At 62.5% G+C, this 17,572-nt stretch carries 12 protein-coding genes; 7 read left to right on the top strand and 5 right to left on the bottom strand.

Going from position 1 to position 17,572, the window contains the following annotated elements; genetic code table 11:
• Positions 1–5 precede the first annotated feature (5 nt).
• Positions 6–1,616 carry a GTPase family protein gene (locus ACZ5B4_RS01780; protein ID WP_464912726.1) on the top strand — a complete coding sequence of 537 codons (1,611 nt, stop codon included), beginning with the start codon at positions 6–8 and terminating at the stop codon, positions 1,614–1,616.
• Positions 1,617–1,672: 56 nt separating this feature from the next.
• Here ACZ5B4_RS01780 and ACZ5B4_RS01775 read toward each other — a convergent pair whose 3' ends face one another.
• Together ACZ5B4_RS01775 and dxr are read right to left on the bottom strand one after the other, a co-directional pair.
• On the bottom strand, positions 1,673–3,913 hold the full coding sequence (locus ACZ5B4_RS01775) for a site-2 protease family protein (protein ID WP_464912725.1): 2,241 nt from the start codon (positions 3,911–3,913) through the stop codon (positions 1,673–1,675).
• The gene (gene dxr / locus ACZ5B4_RS01770) at positions 3,898–5,064 is read right to left on the bottom strand and encodes a 1-deoxy-D-xylulose-5-phosphate reductoisomerase (RefSeq protein WP_464912724.1); all 1,167 of its coding nucleotides are present in this window, start codon (positions 5,062–5,064) and stop codon (positions 3,898–3,900) included. The genes ACZ5B4_RS01775 and dxr overlap by 16 nt, the downstream gene beginning before the upstream one ends.
• A gap of 636 nt (positions 5,065–5,700) precedes the next feature.
• On the opposite strand from dxr, the gene ACZ5B4_RS01765 reads away from it, so the two are divergent.
• The 3 genes from ACZ5B4_RS01765 (at position 5,701) to leuS (ending at position 10,393) form a co-directional block, all read left to right on the top strand.
• Positions 5,701–6,150: an Hsp20/alpha crystallin family protein gene (locus ACZ5B4_RS01765; RefSeq protein ID WP_464912723.1), complete on the top strand. Its 450-nt coding sequence runs from the start codon at positions 5,701–5,703 to the stop codon at positions 6,148–6,150.
• 477 nt (positions 6,151–6,627) lie between these two features.
• Complete coding sequence (locus tag ACZ5B4_RS01760) at positions 6,628–7,131, top strand: ferritin (RefSeq protein ID WP_464912722.1); 504 nt, start codon at positions 6,628–6,630, stop codon at positions 7,129–7,131.
• Positions 7,132–7,525: 394 nt separating this feature from the next.
• Entirely contained in the window at positions 7,526–10,393 is a 2,868-nt protein-coding gene (gene leuS, locus ACZ5B4_RS01755; RefSeq protein ID WP_464912721.1) for a leucine--tRNA ligase, read from the top strand.
• Between the two features lie 99 nt (positions 10,394–10,492).
• Here the strand turns inward: leuS and ACZ5B4_RS01750 are convergent, their stop codons facing one another.
• Complete coding sequence (locus ACZ5B4_RS01750; RefSeq protein ID WP_464912720.1) at positions 10,493–12,055, bottom strand: MFS transporter; 1,563 nt, start codon at positions 12,053–12,055, stop codon at positions 10,493–10,495.
• 606 nt (positions 12,056–12,661) lie between these two features.
• Here ACZ5B4_RS01750 and ACZ5B4_RS01745 point away from each other — a divergent pair.
• Positions 12,662–12,901, top strand: a complete 240-nt coding sequence (locus ACZ5B4_RS01745; protein WP_464912719.1) for a hypothetical protein — start codon at positions 12,662–12,664, stop codon at positions 12,899–12,901.
• 468 nt (positions 12,902–13,369) lie between these two features.
• Positions 13,370–14,812 (top strand): neutral/alkaline non-lysosomal ceramidase N-terminal domain-containing protein, encoded by a 1,443-nt coding sequence (locus tag ACZ5B4_RS01740; protein WP_464912718.1) that lies wholly within the window; start codon positions 13,370–13,372, stop codon positions 14,810–14,812.
• A 50-nt stretch (positions 14,813–14,862) separates the two neighbouring features.
• Here the strand turns inward: ACZ5B4_RS01740 and ACZ5B4_RS01735 are convergent, their stop codons facing one another.
• Positions 14,863–15,861 carry a FecCD family ABC transporter permease gene (locus ACZ5B4_RS01735; protein ID WP_464912717.1) on the bottom strand — a complete coding sequence of 333 codons (999 nt, stop codon included), beginning with the start codon at positions 15,859–15,861 and terminating at the stop codon, positions 14,863–14,865.
• The gene (locus tag ACZ5B4_RS01730; RefSeq protein WP_464912716.1) at positions 15,858–16,661 is read right to left on the bottom strand and encodes an ABC transporter ATP-binding protein; all 804 of its coding nucleotides are present in this window, start codon (positions 16,659–16,661) and stop codon (positions 15,858–15,860) included. The genes ACZ5B4_RS01735 and ACZ5B4_RS01730 overlap by 4 nt, the downstream gene beginning before the upstream one ends.
• A gap of 291 nt (positions 16,662–16,952) precedes the next feature.
• On the opposite strand from ACZ5B4_RS01730, the gene ACZ5B4_RS01725 reads away from it, so the two are divergent.
• The gene (locus tag ACZ5B4_RS01725) at positions 16,953–17,558 is read left to right on the top strand and encodes an RNA polymerase sigma factor (protein ID WP_464912715.1); all 606 of its coding nucleotides are present in this window, start codon (positions 16,953–16,955) and stop codon (positions 17,556–17,558) included.
• Positions 17,559–17,572: the final 14 nt, after the last annotated feature.

Below are 17,572 nucleotides of genomic sequence, written 5' to 3'. Positions count from 1 at the left end.
AGCGCATGAAATCCTCCCGCTGGATTTGGATGATCGTGGCCGGCGTTTACGCGGTTCCCTATCTCCTCCTCATCCTTCTGGGGAGCCTCTGGCTTTGGGAGCACGGATTCCTGTGGCAATTCTTGGGAGGGCTGGCTGCGCTCACGGCGGCGGCCTGGGCGACGATCCACTATCTGCGGAAATCGCAACCCTCCGCGGCGGAGACTTGGCGATATCCCGCCCCGTACGGCCGCTCGCCCCTGGATGAGCGTGCCTGGGAAACGGTGGAGCGGCTCGCAGGGCGAGTCGAACAGGGGGAAATACCCCTCGACTCCCCCGAGGCCGCCAAGGCATTGCTCCTGCAACTGCTGGAGGACGTGGCGCGGGTTTACCATGCCGACAGTCGGCAGGCGATGTTACAGGTGCCGCTGCCCGACGTCCTCCGACTCTTGGAACAGGTAACGGCCGATCTGCGAATGCTCGTCAGCGAAAAGATACCGGGTTCGCATGTCTTGACGATCGGTGATTGGTTGCGAATTCGTGACTGGTGGCAGGTTTCCCAGTGGGCGTGGTTCTTGTACCGTCTGGCCTCGATTCCTTTGGCGCCCGGCGCCTCTCTTCTGCGGGAGCTTCGTTTTTTCCTGCTGGGTCGGGCCACTCAGGCCTCGCTGGAGGAGGCGACTCGGCGGCTGAAAGGTTACGCGGTCCGACGGGCGGGTCATTATGCGATCGAGTTGTACGCCGGACGCATCGCGCCGGACGACCGAGAGTTGGGCCGATTCGTGTCGCCCATCGGACGCCGGACCTCCGACCAGGCGGAATCGCTTCGCAAGGCCCACGAGGCCGCCTGCGCCGAACCGTTCCGCGTGCTGGTCGTCGGCCAAAAGAAGGCCGGCAAGTCCAGCTTGATCAACGCCCTGATCGGCTCGCATCAAGCCCCGGTCGATGCCGTGCCTTGCACGGAGGGAACTTTCGCCTATCGACTGCCGAAACACGGTGAGCCGCCTGCCGACGGAGTCGCGTCCCGAACCGGAACGGCCGGGCCTACCGCGGGGGAAATCGCGGCGGACGTCTACGTACTCGACACGCCGGGATACGGCGACGACGCGCCGGATGCCGATTTTGAGCGGCTGCTCCCGGAGATCCGCGCGAGCGACGTCATCATGGTCGTTTGCTCGACCCGCAACGCGGGTCGCCAGGCCGATCGAGAATTCCTCGCACTCATGCGCCGACAGTTCTCCCAAAATCCCCAGGAAATTCAGCCGGTCGTCCTGGTCGTCGGGACCTGCTTGGACCAATTGCGCCCGCTAGCGGAATGGAACCCGCCTTACGACCTCGAAAATCCCGTCGGTCCGAAAGCGTCGGCGATGGCGGTCTTCCTGCAAACCTTGGCAGACGACCTCGCCGTTCCCCGCGATCGTGTTTGCGGCGTCTCCGCGGCGGCCGATCGCGAATGGAACGTCCGGTCGGGCTTGCGATCCCTTTTGGAACGAGCCGTACGCGAAGCCGATCCTCGTCGCCGACGACGGCATTTGTACGGCTACCGTGAAACGTCCGCGCGGGGCAAACTCTTCCGCCAAGTCGCCGCTTTACCGACCGATCTTTTCCGATTGGTGCGCCATCACTTGGGCAAGTGAACCGGCGGTTGGCCCGTGGTCGAGGACGTCGCCATGTCCCATGCGGCAGGCGAGCCTCAGCGGGCGATCAGCCCCAAGTCCAAGCCGAAGACCCACAGCATGAGGAACAGCAGAATCGCCAAACCCAGGTACGACAGGGCCACGAATACGCCCTCGTGGGGCGGCTTACCGCGAATCCCTTCGTAGAGCAGAAAGACCATGTGACCGCCGTCCAACACGGGAATGGGCAGGAAGTTGATGACGGCCAAATTGGCGCTCAATAAAGCCAAAAACAGGAGGAATCTTCCCCAACCCTGCGAGGCGATCCGATACGCCGCGCCTACCAGGCCGATCGGTCCTACCAAGGCTTTGGGCGAGACGTCGCCGCGGCCCATGCGATTGAGCATCCGGTAAATGATCGTGACCGCCGCTCCGGTCTCGGCCGCGCCCCAGCCCAAGGCCTGGATGAACCCATCCGCGCGGAGGTCCGTCGTCTGGGCTTGAAATAGCAGTCCGCGGTCAGGAAACGTCCACGACGAAACCGATGCGGTTTGGGGTTCCAGCCCGCGAATCACCGTCGGCACTGCCGATCCTTCGCGTTTTACCGTCACGTCCACCAGCGTGCCCGGCAAGACACGCTGAAGCTCTCGCCAAAAAAAGGCATAGCTCGCTTTCGTTTCGCCGGACTCGGCGTCGAACCGCAGAGTCGTCTCGCGGATTTGCAGTTGGTCCATCCCGGGGAGGTTGGGGAGTTGCTTCGGCGGGATCATGCGGACGGCGAGGAGCTCATCGCCGGGACGGATTCCGGCCTTTTGCGCCGGAGAATCCGGCTCCAATTCCCCAACCTTGGGCAGAAGTGCAAGCACCATCCCGAGTTGCGGTATCTCCAGCCCGCTGTCCGGCGTGTAGAGGTCCGCGTAATGGGTCGCTTTGCGGAGTTGCAGGGTTACGGTCCTGCGACTTTCGTCCGCACCGGTCGCCCGGCTAGGAGGTGCGTTGCCATCTTCATTGCCGCCCGCATTGCGCCCGAGGACCAACGCAATCTCGACGGAGCCGTCCGCCGGGGCGATTCGCTGGAGCCGATCCGGAAGCCTCAGGATGTCACGGTCCCAGGTTTCTCCATCGGGCAGCACGATATCGAGCAGGGAGTCGCCGGGCTGGATGCCCGCCTCCTCCGCGGGAGAGCCGGCGCGTACCGCCAAGATCTTTCCCCAAAGCGGCCGGATTCCGATGTCTCGCACCGGCTGGGCGGGCACGTTCGCGTCCAGCACGACGTCCTGTCCGCCGGGCTTGCCCGACGATCGCCGCACGGTCAGAAGGACCGGCTGATCCCAGCGTAACGTCAACTCGCGATGGATGTCGGCGTAGTCCTCCACGGGCTTGCCCGCCACGGCGATGATGCGATCCCCCGCCGTCAACGGGGGCTCGGATTCGGCGGCCGAAGATGCGGGGAAGTACGGCAGACCGTCGTTGAGGACGGGCAAGAGCGGATTGGTCACGCCGATCGTGGGCACGATGCGAATCCGGTCCGGCATGATCACCACATTCAGCTCGCCGACGCCGGGCCGCTCAATCCGCATTTCCACCGGTTGCTCGCGGCGGGTCAAGGATACGGCATATTGCAGGTCTTGAAAGCGGACCGCGGGGTTCCCGTTGATGGCCAGGATTCGATCGCCCGGCAAAAGCCCCGCACGCCACGCGCCCTCGCCGGGGGCCAAATCGCCCACGCCGCACGGCGTCTCTTGAACGCCGATCAAGTAGGCGGTGACCGCCGCCAGGAAGGCGAAGATCAAATTCATGATCACGCCGGCCGAGATGATCGCCATCCGTTGCGGCACGCTCTTGGCCAAGTAACTGCGGGGATCGTAAAGTGCCTCGCGGATCGCCTCGATATTCGGGGAACCGTCCTTGGCGATATTCGGAGAGCTTTCGTTGGCGATACGGGTCGGATCGGCTTGAGTTGCATCACCCTCCGGGTTTTCTTTGGGCTGCTCCGGCCGATTACGTCCGGACTTGGCCCGTTCCAGCTCCTCACGCAATCGAGCGGGGTTGTCTTCCTGCCCCAGCATCTTGACGTAGCCGCCCAAGGGAACGATCCCGATGCCGTATTCGGTTTCTCCCCAACGGAATCGCAGCAGTCTCAGACCGAAAAAATCGAAGCCCAAGTAGAACTTATCGCAGCGAACGCCGCACAATTTGGCAACTAGGAAATGCCCTAACTCGTGCACGAAGATGATCAGCCCCAGACCGACCACCACCATGAGAACATATTGCACGGAGGCCAAACTTACCGCGGTGACAATCAGGCCGAAATCCAACGGTTTATCTCCTCACGAGCCCAGGCGTCCAGTTCGAGTATTCGTTCCAAGGAGGGTTCGGGATGAAAGGGGTGACGATCGACGACGCGGCGGCAAACAGGAACGATTTGATCGAACCGCAGCCGACCATTCAAAAACGCGTCCACGGCGGACTCATTGGCGGCATTGAGAACCGTACCGGCCGTTCCCCCCGCTTCGGCCGCCTCCAAGCCGAGCTTCAGTGCCCCGAACCTCTCAAAATCGGGAGGCTCGAATTGCAAGGTCAGCCCTTGCGCCCAGTCAAACTTGCGTGCGACGCCGCCGCGACGCTCCGGCCAATACAAGGCGTATTGAATGGGGAGCCGCATGTCGGGCGGGCTGAGTTGCGCGATCACCGACCCGTCGTTAAATTCTACCATCGAATGCACGATGGATTGCGGATGAATCAGCACGCCGATACGACCCGCCTCGACATCGAACAACCATCGCGCCTCGATGATCTCCAAAGCCTTGTTCATCAAAGTGGCGGAGTCGATGGTGATTTTGCGTCCCATGTTCCAAGTGGGATGCGCTAAAGCCTCTTCCACCGTTACATTCGCTAAGTCCGCCGCGTTCCGTTTGCGGAAAGGCCCGCCGCTGGCGGTCAGCACGATGCGGCGCACTTCTTCCCGCCGCCCGGCTTGAAGGCACTGGAAAATCGCCGAGTGTTCGCTGTCCACCGGCAGGATGGGCACCCCGCGTTCGCGCGCCAAGCGAGTGATGATGGGACCAGCCACGACCATGCTTTCCTTATTCGCTAGGGCGACGGGTTTGCCCTCTTGAATGGCGATCATGGTCCCTTGCAGCCCCACGGCACCCACGAATGCCGAAAGGACGATATCCACGCGATCCGAGGCGATGGCCTGGCGGATGCTTTCCGCACCCACCAAAAGCCGGGTATTCTCGGGCAGCCCCGACCAATCTTGAGCGTTCGCCGCCTCGGAATCGGTTACGACGGCGTAATCGGGCCGAAATTGCCGAGCCTGCCGCCACAGTAGAGAAGTCTGACGGCGCGCAACGAGAACCGCGGCACGCAGGCTTCCTTGAGAGGCGGCAATGACCTCCAAGGCGCTGCGGCCGATGCTGCCCGTCGAACCGAGCACCGCCACGCCCTTCGCTCTTTCCGACGCCATGCTAAGCTACCGTCTCCAAAAGATAGGCGAATCGATCATTCTAGGCGCCGACCGGCGGATTTCGCAAGTTTGCTCGGGCCGGCGCCTTTCGATGCCGCGATGGATGGATTGTAACCGTTGCCAACGAAGGGATGATGAGGGGCGGCAATCTCAGTTTGATCGGCTTCCGTTTGACCGGCGGACTGCGTCCGGGGCTAAGCTGAGTCTAAAGTGCGCAGTCACTATGACTCCACATACTTCTCATAGTGCCATTTTGGCAGGAAAATGGTGCTTCTCGGCCGCCTCGCGCCCCTCGCAAGCACCCCTCAGGGGCCCCATGCGCAATTCTGTTTTGATTTCGCAAATACTTGTAAATCAATTATTTGCGTTCAAAGCACCTGCGAACGATCGAGACGGCTGGGCCGACCCACGGCCAATGGAACGCTGTTTGCAAATCTACGAGGTGGCTGCGATGAGCGGCCCAGCGGCAATCGGGATCCCCATCCAAGCTGTGCCGCGAGTGGGCTTCGGCAGCGGGCGGTTGAATCGCGTCCATCGCGGTTGGCTAGCCTACCGCTGAAGGAGCCGCTCGGGTTCGGCGGGTGGGGCTGAAGATAAGCGGGTCATAGAAGGTGGTGGTGGAAAGGAGGTGTGAAGATGGCACGTACCTTGGTTCCTTGGACCGGCAATCCGGTGCGCATGTTCGAGTCTCTCCGCAAAGAGATGAACGACTTGATGGACGAGTTCTTCGGAACTCAGGACGGCAACGAATTGACCCCCTGGTTCGCGCCTCGCATCAATCTGGCCGAGACCGACCAGGCGTACGAGATTAGCGTGGATCTCCCCGGCATGAAGCCGGAAGAATTCGCCGTCGAACTCAAGGATGGCCAACTCTGGATCTCCGGTGAACGCAGGCACGAGCACGAGGAGAAAGGGAAGACTTATCACCGCGTGGAACGTCAATACGGGCGGTTCCAACGGGCGGTGAGTCTGCCCACGGCGGTGAAGGCCGACCAAATTCAGGCCGAATACAAGGACGGCGTGCTGCGGATCACCGTGCCGAAGGACGAGTCCGCCCAAGCGAAGCGCATCGCGGTGAAGACGTGATGACGCGCGATCGGGCACTCCCACCCGGAGTGCTTGGACGGCCCGGGATTGCCGGCCGCTCAATGTGTCCCTCTCGGCCCCCGAGGAATTTTCGGGGGCCGTTGCTTTGGCCCCCTGCACGGCGGGGGGCTTTTTTAAAGACATGCCCTTGATGCGAACCGGGCCGACGAGTTCCCCGCCCGCCGACCGGGTTCGCATACTTCGAACACTTTTTCGGTGTGCAAGTTGCAAAACCGGCAATCCGACATGCTCCCACGACGGACGCTAACCGTGCCTCAGCCGGGGCGGAGTGGGTCTTGTCTCTTCGGAGGGCCACGCAAAAATGAAGAGACGTCCCTTTCGACGAACGGGTGCCGTATCGGCCCCACCTTCAATGTGGAAATTGCGTCCGAAAGAAGTCGGACTTGCCATAAACGCAACGGGTTCGATCCGAACGGAAAACATGTGCGGCGGTCGACCGCCGCGGGGAGTTGGAAAATGCTAAGTTCGAAAATGTTGCAGGCGTTGAACGATCAGTTGCAGGCCGAGCACTCGTCCGCCTACCTCTATTTGGCGATGGCGGCCCGCTGTTCAGACATGAATCTGCCGGGATTCGCGCACTGGTTCCGCATTCAGGTGCAAGAGGAGAATGCGCACGCGCTGAAAATCTTCGATTATATCCTGCAGCGGCGCGGGACCGTGGAGCTGAAGAATATTGAAAAGCCCAAGGGCGACTGGCCGGACGCCTTGACTGTCTTCGAGGATGCACTCAAGCACGAGCAGTACATCACCAAGCGTATCCACGACCTGGTGAAATTGGCACGGGACGAAAATGACCCCGCGACCGAGGTCCTACTGCATTGGTTCGTCACCGAGCAAGTCGAGGAAGAAGCCTCCGTCGACAGCTTGGTGCATCAATTGAAGGCCATGGCGGGAAGCCCCTCCGGACTGTTGATCATGGACCGAGAGCTGGCCAAGCGGCAGCTCGGCGGTGAGGCGTGAGCAACCGGAGAAGCCGTCTGCTCCGTTGACGCGCTGCGCTGCCAAGAGTTTTTTCGGATGCACGGCGTTAAACTGGGTGCCGTGCTTCCCTATTCAGGCAATCCCACTTCCTCCAGCCGCCGGCCATGTGCCGGCGGTTCTTTTTGCCGGTCTGTGGGAGGAGAATCGACCGACCGGCCCTGGCATGTCGTGCCGCGGCTCCGCGCCCTTGGCCGGTTTCCCCATTGCGGGGTAGAATCATTTTTTTGTGCCGACGGCAGTCGCCCGTTCGAGACTGCTTGGAAATGCTTCACCTGTCGGCATCGCGGGGCACGTCGTGGCACGCGTGCGGGAAGACAACTCCGCGACCCTTGGAAGACCGTCAACGGAAGAATTCTTGCGAGGAAAGACCGACATGCCGCGCTACAATCCGGCCGAAATCGAACCGAAATGGCAGCATTATTGGGAGAAGCACAAGACGTTCGCGACGCCGCGTTTACCGGCCGGGCCCAAAATGTACGTCTTGGACATGTTTCCCTATCCCAGCGGCGACGGCTTGCACGTAGGTCATCCGGAAGGTTACACGGCGACCGACATCATGTGCCGTTTTTACCGTATGAACGGCCGCAGCGTGCTCCATCCGATGGGCTGGGACGCCTTCGGATTGCCGGCGGAGCAGCATGCCAAGCGCACGGGCACGCACCCGCGGGTGACGACGGAAAGGAACATCGCCAACTTCCGCCGCCAGCTCAAGATGATCGGTTTCAGCTACGACTGGGACCGTGAATTCGCGACCACCGATGTCGAATACTTCCGCTGGACGCAATTCATCTTCCTCGTGATTTACGATACCTGGTACGACCCGGTCGCCGGGAAAGGCCGCCCGATCGCGGAGCTCCCCATTCCGCCGGAAGTCGCCGCAGAAGGACCGCTTGCCGTGGCACGCTACCGGGATGAGCATCGCCTCGCATATCAGTCCGAGGTCCCCGTCAACTGGTGTCCCGCCTTGGGTACGGTCTTGGCCAACGAAGAAGTCGTCGGAGGAGTCAGCGAGCGCGGCGGGCATCCCGTCGTTCGACTGCCGCTCCGCCAATGGATGCTCCGCATTACCGCCTATGCCGACCGCCTGGAGAGGGACCTCGATCTGCTCGATTGGCCGGAAAGCATCAAACTCTTGCAGCGCAATTGGATCGGCCGCAGCGTGGGCGCGGAGGTCGATTTCTTCGTGGGTACCTTTTGGGCAAAACCGGGGATGCCTTCCGAGAAAGAATACGCGGGCTGGCGGCGGGATCGGCAGTTGGCCGGCTTTCCCCGCAAGCCAGATGAATCGTGCCTCCGCATCTATACCACCCGGCCGGACACCCTCTTCGGCGCCACCTACATGGTACTTGCGCCCGAACACCCCTTCGTCGATCGGCTCACCCTGCCCGAATATGCCGATGCCGTTCGGGAGTACCGCGAACAAGCCGCGCGGAAGAGCGACCTCGATCGGACGGAGCTTTCCAAGGAGAAGACCGGCGTCTTCACGGGGTCTTATGCGATCAATCCGGTGAACGGGAAAGCGATTCCGATTTGGATCGCGGATTATGTGCTGATCAGCTACGGAACCGGGGCGATCATGGCGGTGCCGGCTCACGACACCCGCGACTTCGAGTTCGCCCGACAATTCGGCCTGCCGATCATACCGGTGGTCGATCCCGGCGAGCGGGGGGACGTCTCCCGCGACGATGTTTTGGCGGGGAAAACAGCCTTCATCGCCGAGGGCACGGCCGTCAACTCCGGCGACTACGACGGCACTCCCACCGCCGAGTTCAAAAAGCGGATTACGCAAGACCTGGCCGCCGAGGGAATCGGCCGTGAGGCCGTCAACTACAAGCTCCGCGATTGGGTCTTCAGCCGGCAGCACTTCTGGGGTGAACCATTCCCGCTGCTGCACGAGCTGGACGCGAGCGGAAATCCCACCGGAGTAGTCCGAGCCCTACGGCCGCAAGACCTTCCCGTGGATTTGCCCGCCGACATGGCCTTCGACGCCAAGCACGATTCGCCGGAGCCGCCGCTGGAGAAAGCCCCGCCGGAATGGCTCTACGTTTCGCTCGACGGCCGACGTTATAAACGCGAAACCAACACCATGCCGCAATGGGCGGGCTCGTGCTGGTACTATCTCCGTTTCATCGACCCCCGCAACGATCAAGCCCTGGTCGATCCCGAGCTGGAAAAGGCCTGGATGCCGGTGGACTTGTACGTCGGCGGGGCGGAACACGCCGTCTTGCACCTCCTCTATGCCCGCTTTTGGCATAAGGTCCTCTACGATCGCGGTTATGTCAGTACCCCCGAGCCGTTCCAAAAGCTGGTCAACCAGGGCATGATCCTGGGTGAAATGGAGTATGCGGCGTTCCAGGACCCCGACGGCCGCTGGATCGACGAGGGCGACGTCGCGGAGATGGGCGAATCCCGCTTTGCGCACAAGGTCTCCGGGGTGCCGCTGAAGGCCGTCAAGCTCCAGCCGGATCAAGTCGAGAAGCGGGGCGATGTCTTCGTGCTCAAGGAATGCCCGACGGTCCGGGTCGATGCCCGCGCCTACAAGATGTCCAAGAGTCGCGGCAACGTGGTCAACCCGGACGACATCGTACGCGAATACGGGGCCGACTCGCTGCGGCTTTACGAAATGTTTATGGGACCGCTGGAGTCCACCAAGCCGTGGAGCATGGACGGCGTTCACGGGGTGCGAGGATTCCTGGAGCGTGTTTGGCGCATGATCGTGGACGAGCGTGCCGAGGCCTTGCAACCCAATCCCGCCGTCCGGGATTCGAAACCGACCGCGGAGCAAGCCCGGATCCTCCATCGCACGATTCGCGAAGTCACTCGGGACGTAGCGTGCATGGCCTTCAATACGGCCATCGCGCGGCTCATGGAATGCGTGAACTTCTTTTTGAAACAAGAGACTCGCCCGCGCAGCGCGATGGAAACCTTCGTTTTGCTGCTTTCCCCCTTTGCCCCGCATGTGGCGGAGGAATTGTGGCAAATCCTAGGCCGCAAAGAGAGTTTAGCCTACCATCCCTGGCCGCAATTCGATCCCGAATTGCTCAAGGAAGCCGAGATTGAAATCCCCGTCCAAATCAACGGGAAGCTGCGAAGCCGCATCGTGGTTCCGGCCGAAGCCGATGCCAAGGCGATGGAAGAAGCGGCGAAAGCCGATCCCAAAGTCGCCGCCCTGCTGGAAGGCAAGCGCGTGGTGAAAGCCGTGGTGGTACCGAAACGGATGGTCAATTTCGTGGTGCAGTAGCCGACCATCGCGCCGCCCGCCCCGAACGTGGAGGGCCGTCCAGGTGCAATCGCGGTGAAATCGCGGCCGTAGCCCCCCACCGCGATTCCCAAGCACTTTCTAACCCGGCAGCCCGACGGGCTCCGCCGGCGGAGCGTCGGTCGAAACGCAGTCGATCTTCGCCGGTTCTAGACCAAACGATCCGGCTGCGACCGACGCAGATGGTTGGGTAAGCGGTAAAGGTCGGACGGGTACCGGTACCGCCGCAGTCATGGCTAGGCAGCTTTGCCGGCGACGTTTTCTCCGCCGGTAGAATCGCGCATACAGCCCGCCGGCGGCGAACAGCACGACCGCGATGCTGAAAAACATCGTGGGATAGCGCGGCAGCGCCCAATGCTCCGCTGCTCGCAATAGGGCGCCCACGATCGGTGCTCCCAGGAATAGGCCCGTATCCAAGACGGCCAACATCAAGGTGGTGGCCAACCCCCGATGGCGTTTGGGAAAAGCGCCGCTTCCCAAGCCCACGATAGCCGGAAAGAGAATCGCATGCCCCAGACCGAACACGAACCCGGGCAAAAGCAGCCCGACCGGCCCGCCGACCGGCAGGAACAAGAGAAAGGCGAGGGTCAATAATCCCATTCCGCCGATGATGATCCGCTCCAGTCCGATACGCTGGAGGCTTCGGAGCAACACCGCCCGGACGACAATGGCCGTGAGAGCATAGACCACGAAAAACGAGCTGATGACGTTCTGCTCGAAGCCCGCCACGTATCGCGGCAAAAACGTCTGCGGGATGTTGAGAGCCGCCCCGGCCACGATGCCGATCGCGATTAGCGGTCCCGGTGAGTATCGCCGCAGCGTCGCAAGGATCGGCTCCGCCCTCGCCTTTCGGCGGCGTCCGCGGTGCGCAGCCTCGGCAGAGGAAGTCGCCGTCTGCGATTCATTTCCGGCTGGAACGACCCAGGTGAGCGGGAGCGACAGGGCGCAAAGCCCCGCGGCGATGAGGAACATTTCGTCCATCAGTTGTCGCGTCGGCACGGCGCCGGAAAACAGCCAATCCGCCAGCGGAGCGCCCAGGATCACGCCGGCGAATCCGGCGGAACCGAAGATCCCGATCACCTCCGCCAAACGCCCGCGAGGCGCCCTGGCCGACATGAGAGTCAAGGATGAGCTATAGACGGTCGCCAGCATCAACACGTAGGTCACCCGGGCTGCATAGATCCAGGGCGACCGATAGTCGGTAATCCACAGGTGGACGAGACAGGCCGCGATGGTGCCGTAGGTGGCAATCACCCAAACCGTCTTGGCCCCGTAGCGGTCGATGCCGCGGCCCACCGCGAACCTGGCTACCAGGCTGCCGACCATTCCCACGCCGACGATCCAGCCGAGGTGAAATTCATCCCCGCCCAAAAAGCTCACAAAGTCGGCATAACGGCAGAGCAGCGTGGCGGCGATCGAGACCAACGTATTCGAGGCGTACGCGCACCAGAACGAGAAATCGTAAACACGATCCGTCGCGGCTCCGCCGCCCGTCGCCGCCCGCGACGCTTCCGAAAAGGAGGGCGTTACAACGTCGTCTCCGTCTTTGGGAAACGTCGTCTCCGCGTTATGCGCCGTCCGCTCGCCGGGAAAAGAGGACGCGGTAGCGGATGTCTGGGCTGGCTTGGACGCTGGGGAGATCATACGGGAACCGAGGCGCAAAAACCGGACCGAGGATGGGCAATGGGTGTGGAGCGGCCCAGCTCAATAACCAGAGGCCGACGGAAGCGGGCGGGTTCGCTTCGAAACGCAATCTAAAAAGTTCGCGGAACAAAACGTCCGCGAACTTGCAAATCCGACCGCGCCGCGCGGCGTATCACCCATCATACGCAAGCCGGGGCTTTCCGGAAAAGGGCGAAAGCGAGATATCGGTTCGTCTTTCCCGACGGTATCACATGCCGACCAGCGTCAAGGGCGGTGCCCTTTCGCCTCTTGGCCGGCCCCGGCAGCGCCGATCCATGCCGGTCGGGGTTCCCAAGGGATTCGGAGACGTTCAGGCGCTGGTACTCTCCGCGACCCGCGGCAGGCGGCAGGAAGTTTACCCTTCTGTCCCAAATTTCCCGCATTGTCTAACGAAGCGTTGCGACCGGTGCCCTGGGAAAAAAACGTTCAAGTTCAAGAGACCCTACCGTCGATACATGACGCGCGAAGGGTGCGTCAAGCGATTTCCGCCTGCGCCGGCCGGTGCGGCTGCCGGAGCCTTGAGCAAGGGCGGAAGTCGGTGGTTCCAAGGAAGGAGCAAACGCCAGCATGATGCCGTCGCATCTCCGCGTCTATTACGGTCCCGCCGAAGACCAAGAGACCGCCCAGCCGGTCAATGTAACCACTGTGGTCAGCGTACCGCTGAGGGAGGTCCTCCCTCTTTTGGTGGATGCCGTGCGATCGGAGCGGACTTGGCTCTCCGATTTCCAGGACGAGGAAATCACCATCTCCACGGATCTCTACGAGGTCTTGTTGGCGTATCAGCACTACCGTCGTCCTTCCGCGTAGCCGGCGCGGGTTCGCCAAAGACTCTTTCGTTCCTTCCAGCAGGCGGACGACGTCCGCAACATCGCCGCTCGTCCGGTCTCCCGTCGTGGGCGTTCGACTTCGGGCACAAACCGGGAACCGCTTCACGGCCGCACCGCTTTAAGGTCGCGGTAGCGCCGACAACGGGCCTTGCGGCGAAACGTAGCGAAGCCGCCTGTTGTACCTGTTTGCGGGGATCTCATCGCTTGCTTACGACGGCGGCTCACGTGCCGCGTATCTACCTAGCTCACGCGCGCACTCGCGACCGCCACCGGCCGGTGCGGGCATTTCTATTTCTATTGCTCGCAATTTAGAAATCGCTTGACCCGGCCGGTCCTTTGTGCGACCCTTACGGCGAGATAAGGAGGGCCGACCCGTGCCCGGTTCGGCTCGGCAAACCGTGGGGGTTTTTCCAGACGAGGACCGACGCTGTCGGTGGGAGCGAAAAGCATGCGACGGGAGAAGCGAACGAACCTGGAATCGGTACGCATTGCGGCAAAGCGCCTAGTGGTCGCCATGATCGCGGTGTTCGGCTTGGCATGTCATGCAGCGAACGCCGAACCATCCAAGACCATTCAAATCGGGGCGGCGGCAGTGGTCATTACGCCGCCCAACGGCATCCCCATGGCGGGCTATTACTCTCCCCGGGGCAGTGAGGGCGTCCTGGACGACCTCTTTGCCAAGGCACTCGTGCTGGACGACGGGGAAAAGGCCGTCGCGTTCGTAGCCTGCGACCTGATTAGTATTCCGCAAGCCATCACGGACGAAGCGCGCCGCCTGATCGCGGCCGAGCTGCCCATCCCGCCGGAAGCCGTCCTGGTTTCCGCGACGCACACGCATACCGGACCGTCCCTGCCGCGGGGTTCCAAACGCGATACCGTGGACGGCGGGGCGTCCGACATTGCCGCCGCTTATGCAGCCGAGCTTCCCGGCAAAATCGCCCAGGCGGTGGCCGCGGCATACCGCGGGCGAACGCCATCCGCAGTCTTCGCGGCATGCTACGAGGAATACGACGTGTCCTTCAATCGTCGCTTCTGGATGACCGACGGGACCGTCGGCTGGAACCCCGGCAAGCTGAATCCGAAGATCATCCGACCCGTAGGGCCGATCGACCCGGAACTCTTGGTCTTGTACGTCGAGACCGCGGATCGACGTCCCCTCGCCGCGTATGTCAATTTCGCCCTGCACGCGGACACCACGGGCGGGACGCTCATCTCCGCGGACTACTCGGGCGCGCTCTCCCGACTGCTGGCCGAAATCAAAGGAGCCGACTTCGTGACGCTCTTCGGCAATGGCGCGTGCGGCGACATCAACCACATCGACGTCCGCTCACCGGTGGCGCAAAAGGGACCGGGCGAGGCGCGACGCATCGGTACCGTGCTGGCGGGCGACGTTCTCAAGGCCCTGATGCGGATGCGTCCGATCTCCGGCGGTCCGCTGCAAGCGACAAGCCGAATCGTTCCCCTCCCCTTGGCCCCATTCAGCGAGGACGATTTGAACCGTGCCCGCGAAATCACGGCCCAAGGCGACAAGGCTGCGTTCTTGGACAAAGTCTTCGCGTACAAAGTCTTGGACGTGGCAGCCCGCAACGGCGAACCTTTGGCTGCCGAGGTTCAAGTCATTAGTCTGGGCGACGACTTAGCCTGGGTGGCCTTGCCGGGGGAGGTCTTCGTCACGCTGGGGCTGAATATCAAGGCCGCTTCGCCCTTCCGGCACACCTTCGTCGTGGAATTGGCGAACGGTTCGCTGGGCTATTTGCCGCATCGTTCCGCCTATGCCGAGGGCCAATACGAAGCGATCAGTGCCCGCTGCGCGGAGGGTTCGGGCGAATTGTTGACGGCCCAGGCCGTCCAGATGCTCAAGGAGCTATACGGCAAGGCGACTGCGCCGTGACCTTGTGTGGTCAGGACAGGCCGGCAACCACCTTCTGACAGTCGCCCGGTTTAGGACACGTTTGCAATCGGCGATCTTCGAACCAGCAACCACAAAAAGAACGGGCCGCCCAGCAGCGACGTTACGATGCCCACGGGAATCTCGGTGGGAGCCAAGACGGTCCGCGCCGCCGCGTCGCAGATCACCAGGAACGCTCCGCCGAAGGCCAGAGTCACGGGAAATAGCCGCCGATGGTCGGGACCGACGAGCAAGCGGCAGATGTGCGGCACGATTAGACCGACGAAACCGATCGGACCGCATACGGCGACGACCGAGGCAACCATCCAGCCGACGAGACCCAGGAGGAGGGCCTTGGTGCGAACCAACGCGACTCCGCGCCCGATCGCCCACTCCTCACCCAGCGTCAGCAGGTTCATTTCGTGGCGCATGGCGGCCAGGGTCGCGACGGCCGGCAAGGCGGGTATCAGAATCGCCAGCCAGTCGCGGTAACCGGCCGTACCCTCCAATCCGCCCATCATCCAACGCAACATGCGGAACGTTCGCGTGGGATCGCTGAGGTATTGGAGCGTGAGGATCATGCTGGAAAAAAAGAAGCTTAGTGTGACGCCGGTCAGCAGCAGGGTTTCGGTGGAAAAATCGGTGCGAAGTCGGGTCAGGCCGAACACCAATAGGATCACGCCGCAGGCCCCGACGAAGGCCGCGAAGGAGATACTGGAGACGCCTAGGCAGGACGCACTCCATCCGAGCTGGATGGCGAGGGCGGCCGCAAACGAGGCCCCGCCTGCGATGCCCAACGTGTACGGCGTGGCCAAGGGATTGCGAAACAGGGCCTGGAATGCCATCCCTCCCAGCGCCAAAACGGCCCCCGCCGTAAAGGCCGTCAACACGCGGGGAATGCGAATCTCGCGGAGGATGCGCGCGTCGAGGTTTTCGGATCCCGACCACAGCAAGGTGGGGGAGAGCCACTTGGGACCGAGGAGCGGTGCCGTGATTAGGACCGCGGTTCCCAAGAGCAGGACGCAAACGAGGAGCAAGTCGGCACGCTTCACGGTTGCTCCTCGGGCGCGGACGGTACCACCATGGACAGATCGGCAAACGGATGCGGCGTCAGCACCAACTTGGCGGCGTAAATGCTTTCCAGCACGTCGCCGCGCATCAGTTCGCGGGGCGTGCCCTGAAAAGCCAACGTTCCGTCGCGCAAGGCCATGACCCGTTTGCCCGATAGGACGGCCGCGTTCAAATCGTGCGTCACGGCTAAGATCGTCACCCCGCATTCGCGATTGAACCGCGTGAGCAAGCGGCGGAGGTCCTCTTGGTGGCGATAGTCGAGAAACGTCGTCGGTTCATCGAGCAGCAGAACGTCGGCCTCCTGGGCCAAGGCGGCGGCCAGGCAAACCCGCTGCCGCTCTCCCCCGCTCAGACTGCCGACCACGCGGGCCGTCAGGTGCGACGCATCGGTCATCTCCAAGGCTCGGGCGACGGCTTGCCGATCCGCCGGACCCGGGGCGCTGAAAGGACTCCAATGGGGATAGCGGGACATCATCACGAAATCCGCGACCGTAAAGGGCGCCGATCGCCCCTCGCCCTGAGGTACGTAGGCCACCCGACGCGCCAAGCCTTTTTGCGAAAACGCCCGTCCCGAACGGCCCCACCACAGGACGGTGCCGGAATACGAAGCATAGTAGCCGATCAAACACCGTAGCAATGTCGTCTTGCCCGAGCCGTTCGCGCCGACCAGGCATACGTACTCGCCTTCGCGGAGGGCAAAACAAACGTCGCGGAGTATTGCTCGGCCCCCCAGGGAAAGCGAGAGATGTTCAACGCGAAGGACCAGGGAATCGTCCGACATGTGCGAAAGTTCCTCTCCTCTCCGATCGATGTGCGGACCGATTCCCGGTTAGCACGACTTCGAGACGGGATTGACCCGCGAACGCTCGCATCCGGGCGTCCGAACGACGGCGGGGCGCCCTCGGGGCAAGGTCGGTACCGGCGGCGACCGACACCGCCGAGGCATTCCCGCATTATAATAAGTAGGCGATGGTTCCGTCCCCGCCGCGATGACGCGCCGGCCGAACCACGTGCCGGGTTGTCGCCGTTACCAGCCCTCCCATACGGCCTGATGCGCCGACCGTAGCATGCCATGAATCGGGAAACGCATCCGCAAGACGAATCGCCGTCCTTTGCGGAGATGGACTTTCAAGAGTTGGTTCGTCGCGCGGCGGCCGGGAGCGATGCCGCTCTCACCTGCTTGCTCCAGCGTTGCGAACCGAAATTCGAGATCGTCGCCCGGGTTTCCCTCGGCCCGCTTCTCCGTTCCCAGGTCGATACGTTGGATCTGGTGCAGTCGATGAAGCGGATGCTGATACCAGGGTTGCGGGCGGGTCGGTTCCAGTTTGAGTCGCCCGAGCAATTGGTAGCACTCGCCGCCACGGTCATCCGGCGCAAGGTCGCCCTTTATTGGCGACGGCAACGGCGAAAAAACGTGCCTTCCATTCCCGAAGCGGCACTCGCCGAGGTCGCCGGACTCCAGCACGATTCGGCCGTTCGGGAAATCGAGAACGAGGATTACTTGGCCCGATTGCTGGAAAGACTGACGCCGGAAGAGCGGCGCCTGTTCCAGCTCCAATTGGAAGGCATGACGATCGCCGAAATCGCGCGCGTACTCGGCCTTCCGGCCGGCCCCCTTCGCGCCAAACTGTGCCGCCTCCGCAAAAAGTTGCGCGATGCCGCCGACCTCCGCACGTGAGAAGCCGGCCGCTC

The sequence above is a fragment of the Thermogutta hypogea genome (genome assembly GCF_055386265.1).
The sequence above is the reverse complement of the archived record's forward strand: the minus strand, read 5'-3'. Positions and strand labels throughout refer to the sequence as shown.

Coding starts and splice junctions, on each gene's coding strand:
- ACZ5B4_RS01780 (WP_464912726.1), top strand. CDS start 6: ATGAAATCCTCCCGCTGGATTTGGATGATCGTGGCCGGCGTTTACGCG.
- dxr (WP_464912724.1), bottom strand. CDS start 5,064: ATGGCGTCGGAAAGAGCGAAGGGCGTGGCGGTGCTCGGTTCGACGGGC.
- ACZ5B4_RS01765 (WP_464912723.1), top strand. CDS start 5,701: ATGGCACGTACCTTGGTTCCTTGGACCGGCAATCCGGTGCGCATGTTC.
- ACZ5B4_RS01760 (WP_464912722.1), top strand. CDS start 6,628: ATGCTAAGTTCGAAAATGTTGCAGGCGTTGAACGATCAGTTGCAGGCC.
- leuS (WP_464912721.1), top strand. CDS start 7,526: ATGCCGCGCTACAATCCGGCCGAAATCGAACCGAAATGGCAGCATTAT.
- ACZ5B4_RS01750 (WP_464912720.1), bottom strand. CDS start 12,055: ATGATCTCCCCAGCGTCCAAGCCAGCCCAGACATCCGCTACCGCGTCC.
- ACZ5B4_RS01745 (WP_464912719.1), top strand. CDS start 12,662: ATGATGCCGTCGCATCTCCGCGTCTATTACGGTCCCGCCGAAGACCAA.
- ACZ5B4_RS01740 (WP_464912718.1), top strand. CDS start 13,370: ATGCGACGGGAGAAGCGAACGAACCTGGAATCGGTACGCATTGCGGCA.
- ACZ5B4_RS01730 (WP_464912716.1), bottom strand. CDS start 16,661: ATGTCGGACGATTCCCTGGTCCTTCGCGTTGAACATCTCTCGCTTTCC.
- ACZ5B4_RS01725 (WP_464912715.1), top strand. CDS start 16,953: ATGAATCGGGAAACGCATCCGCAAGACGAATCGCCGTCCTTTGCGGAG.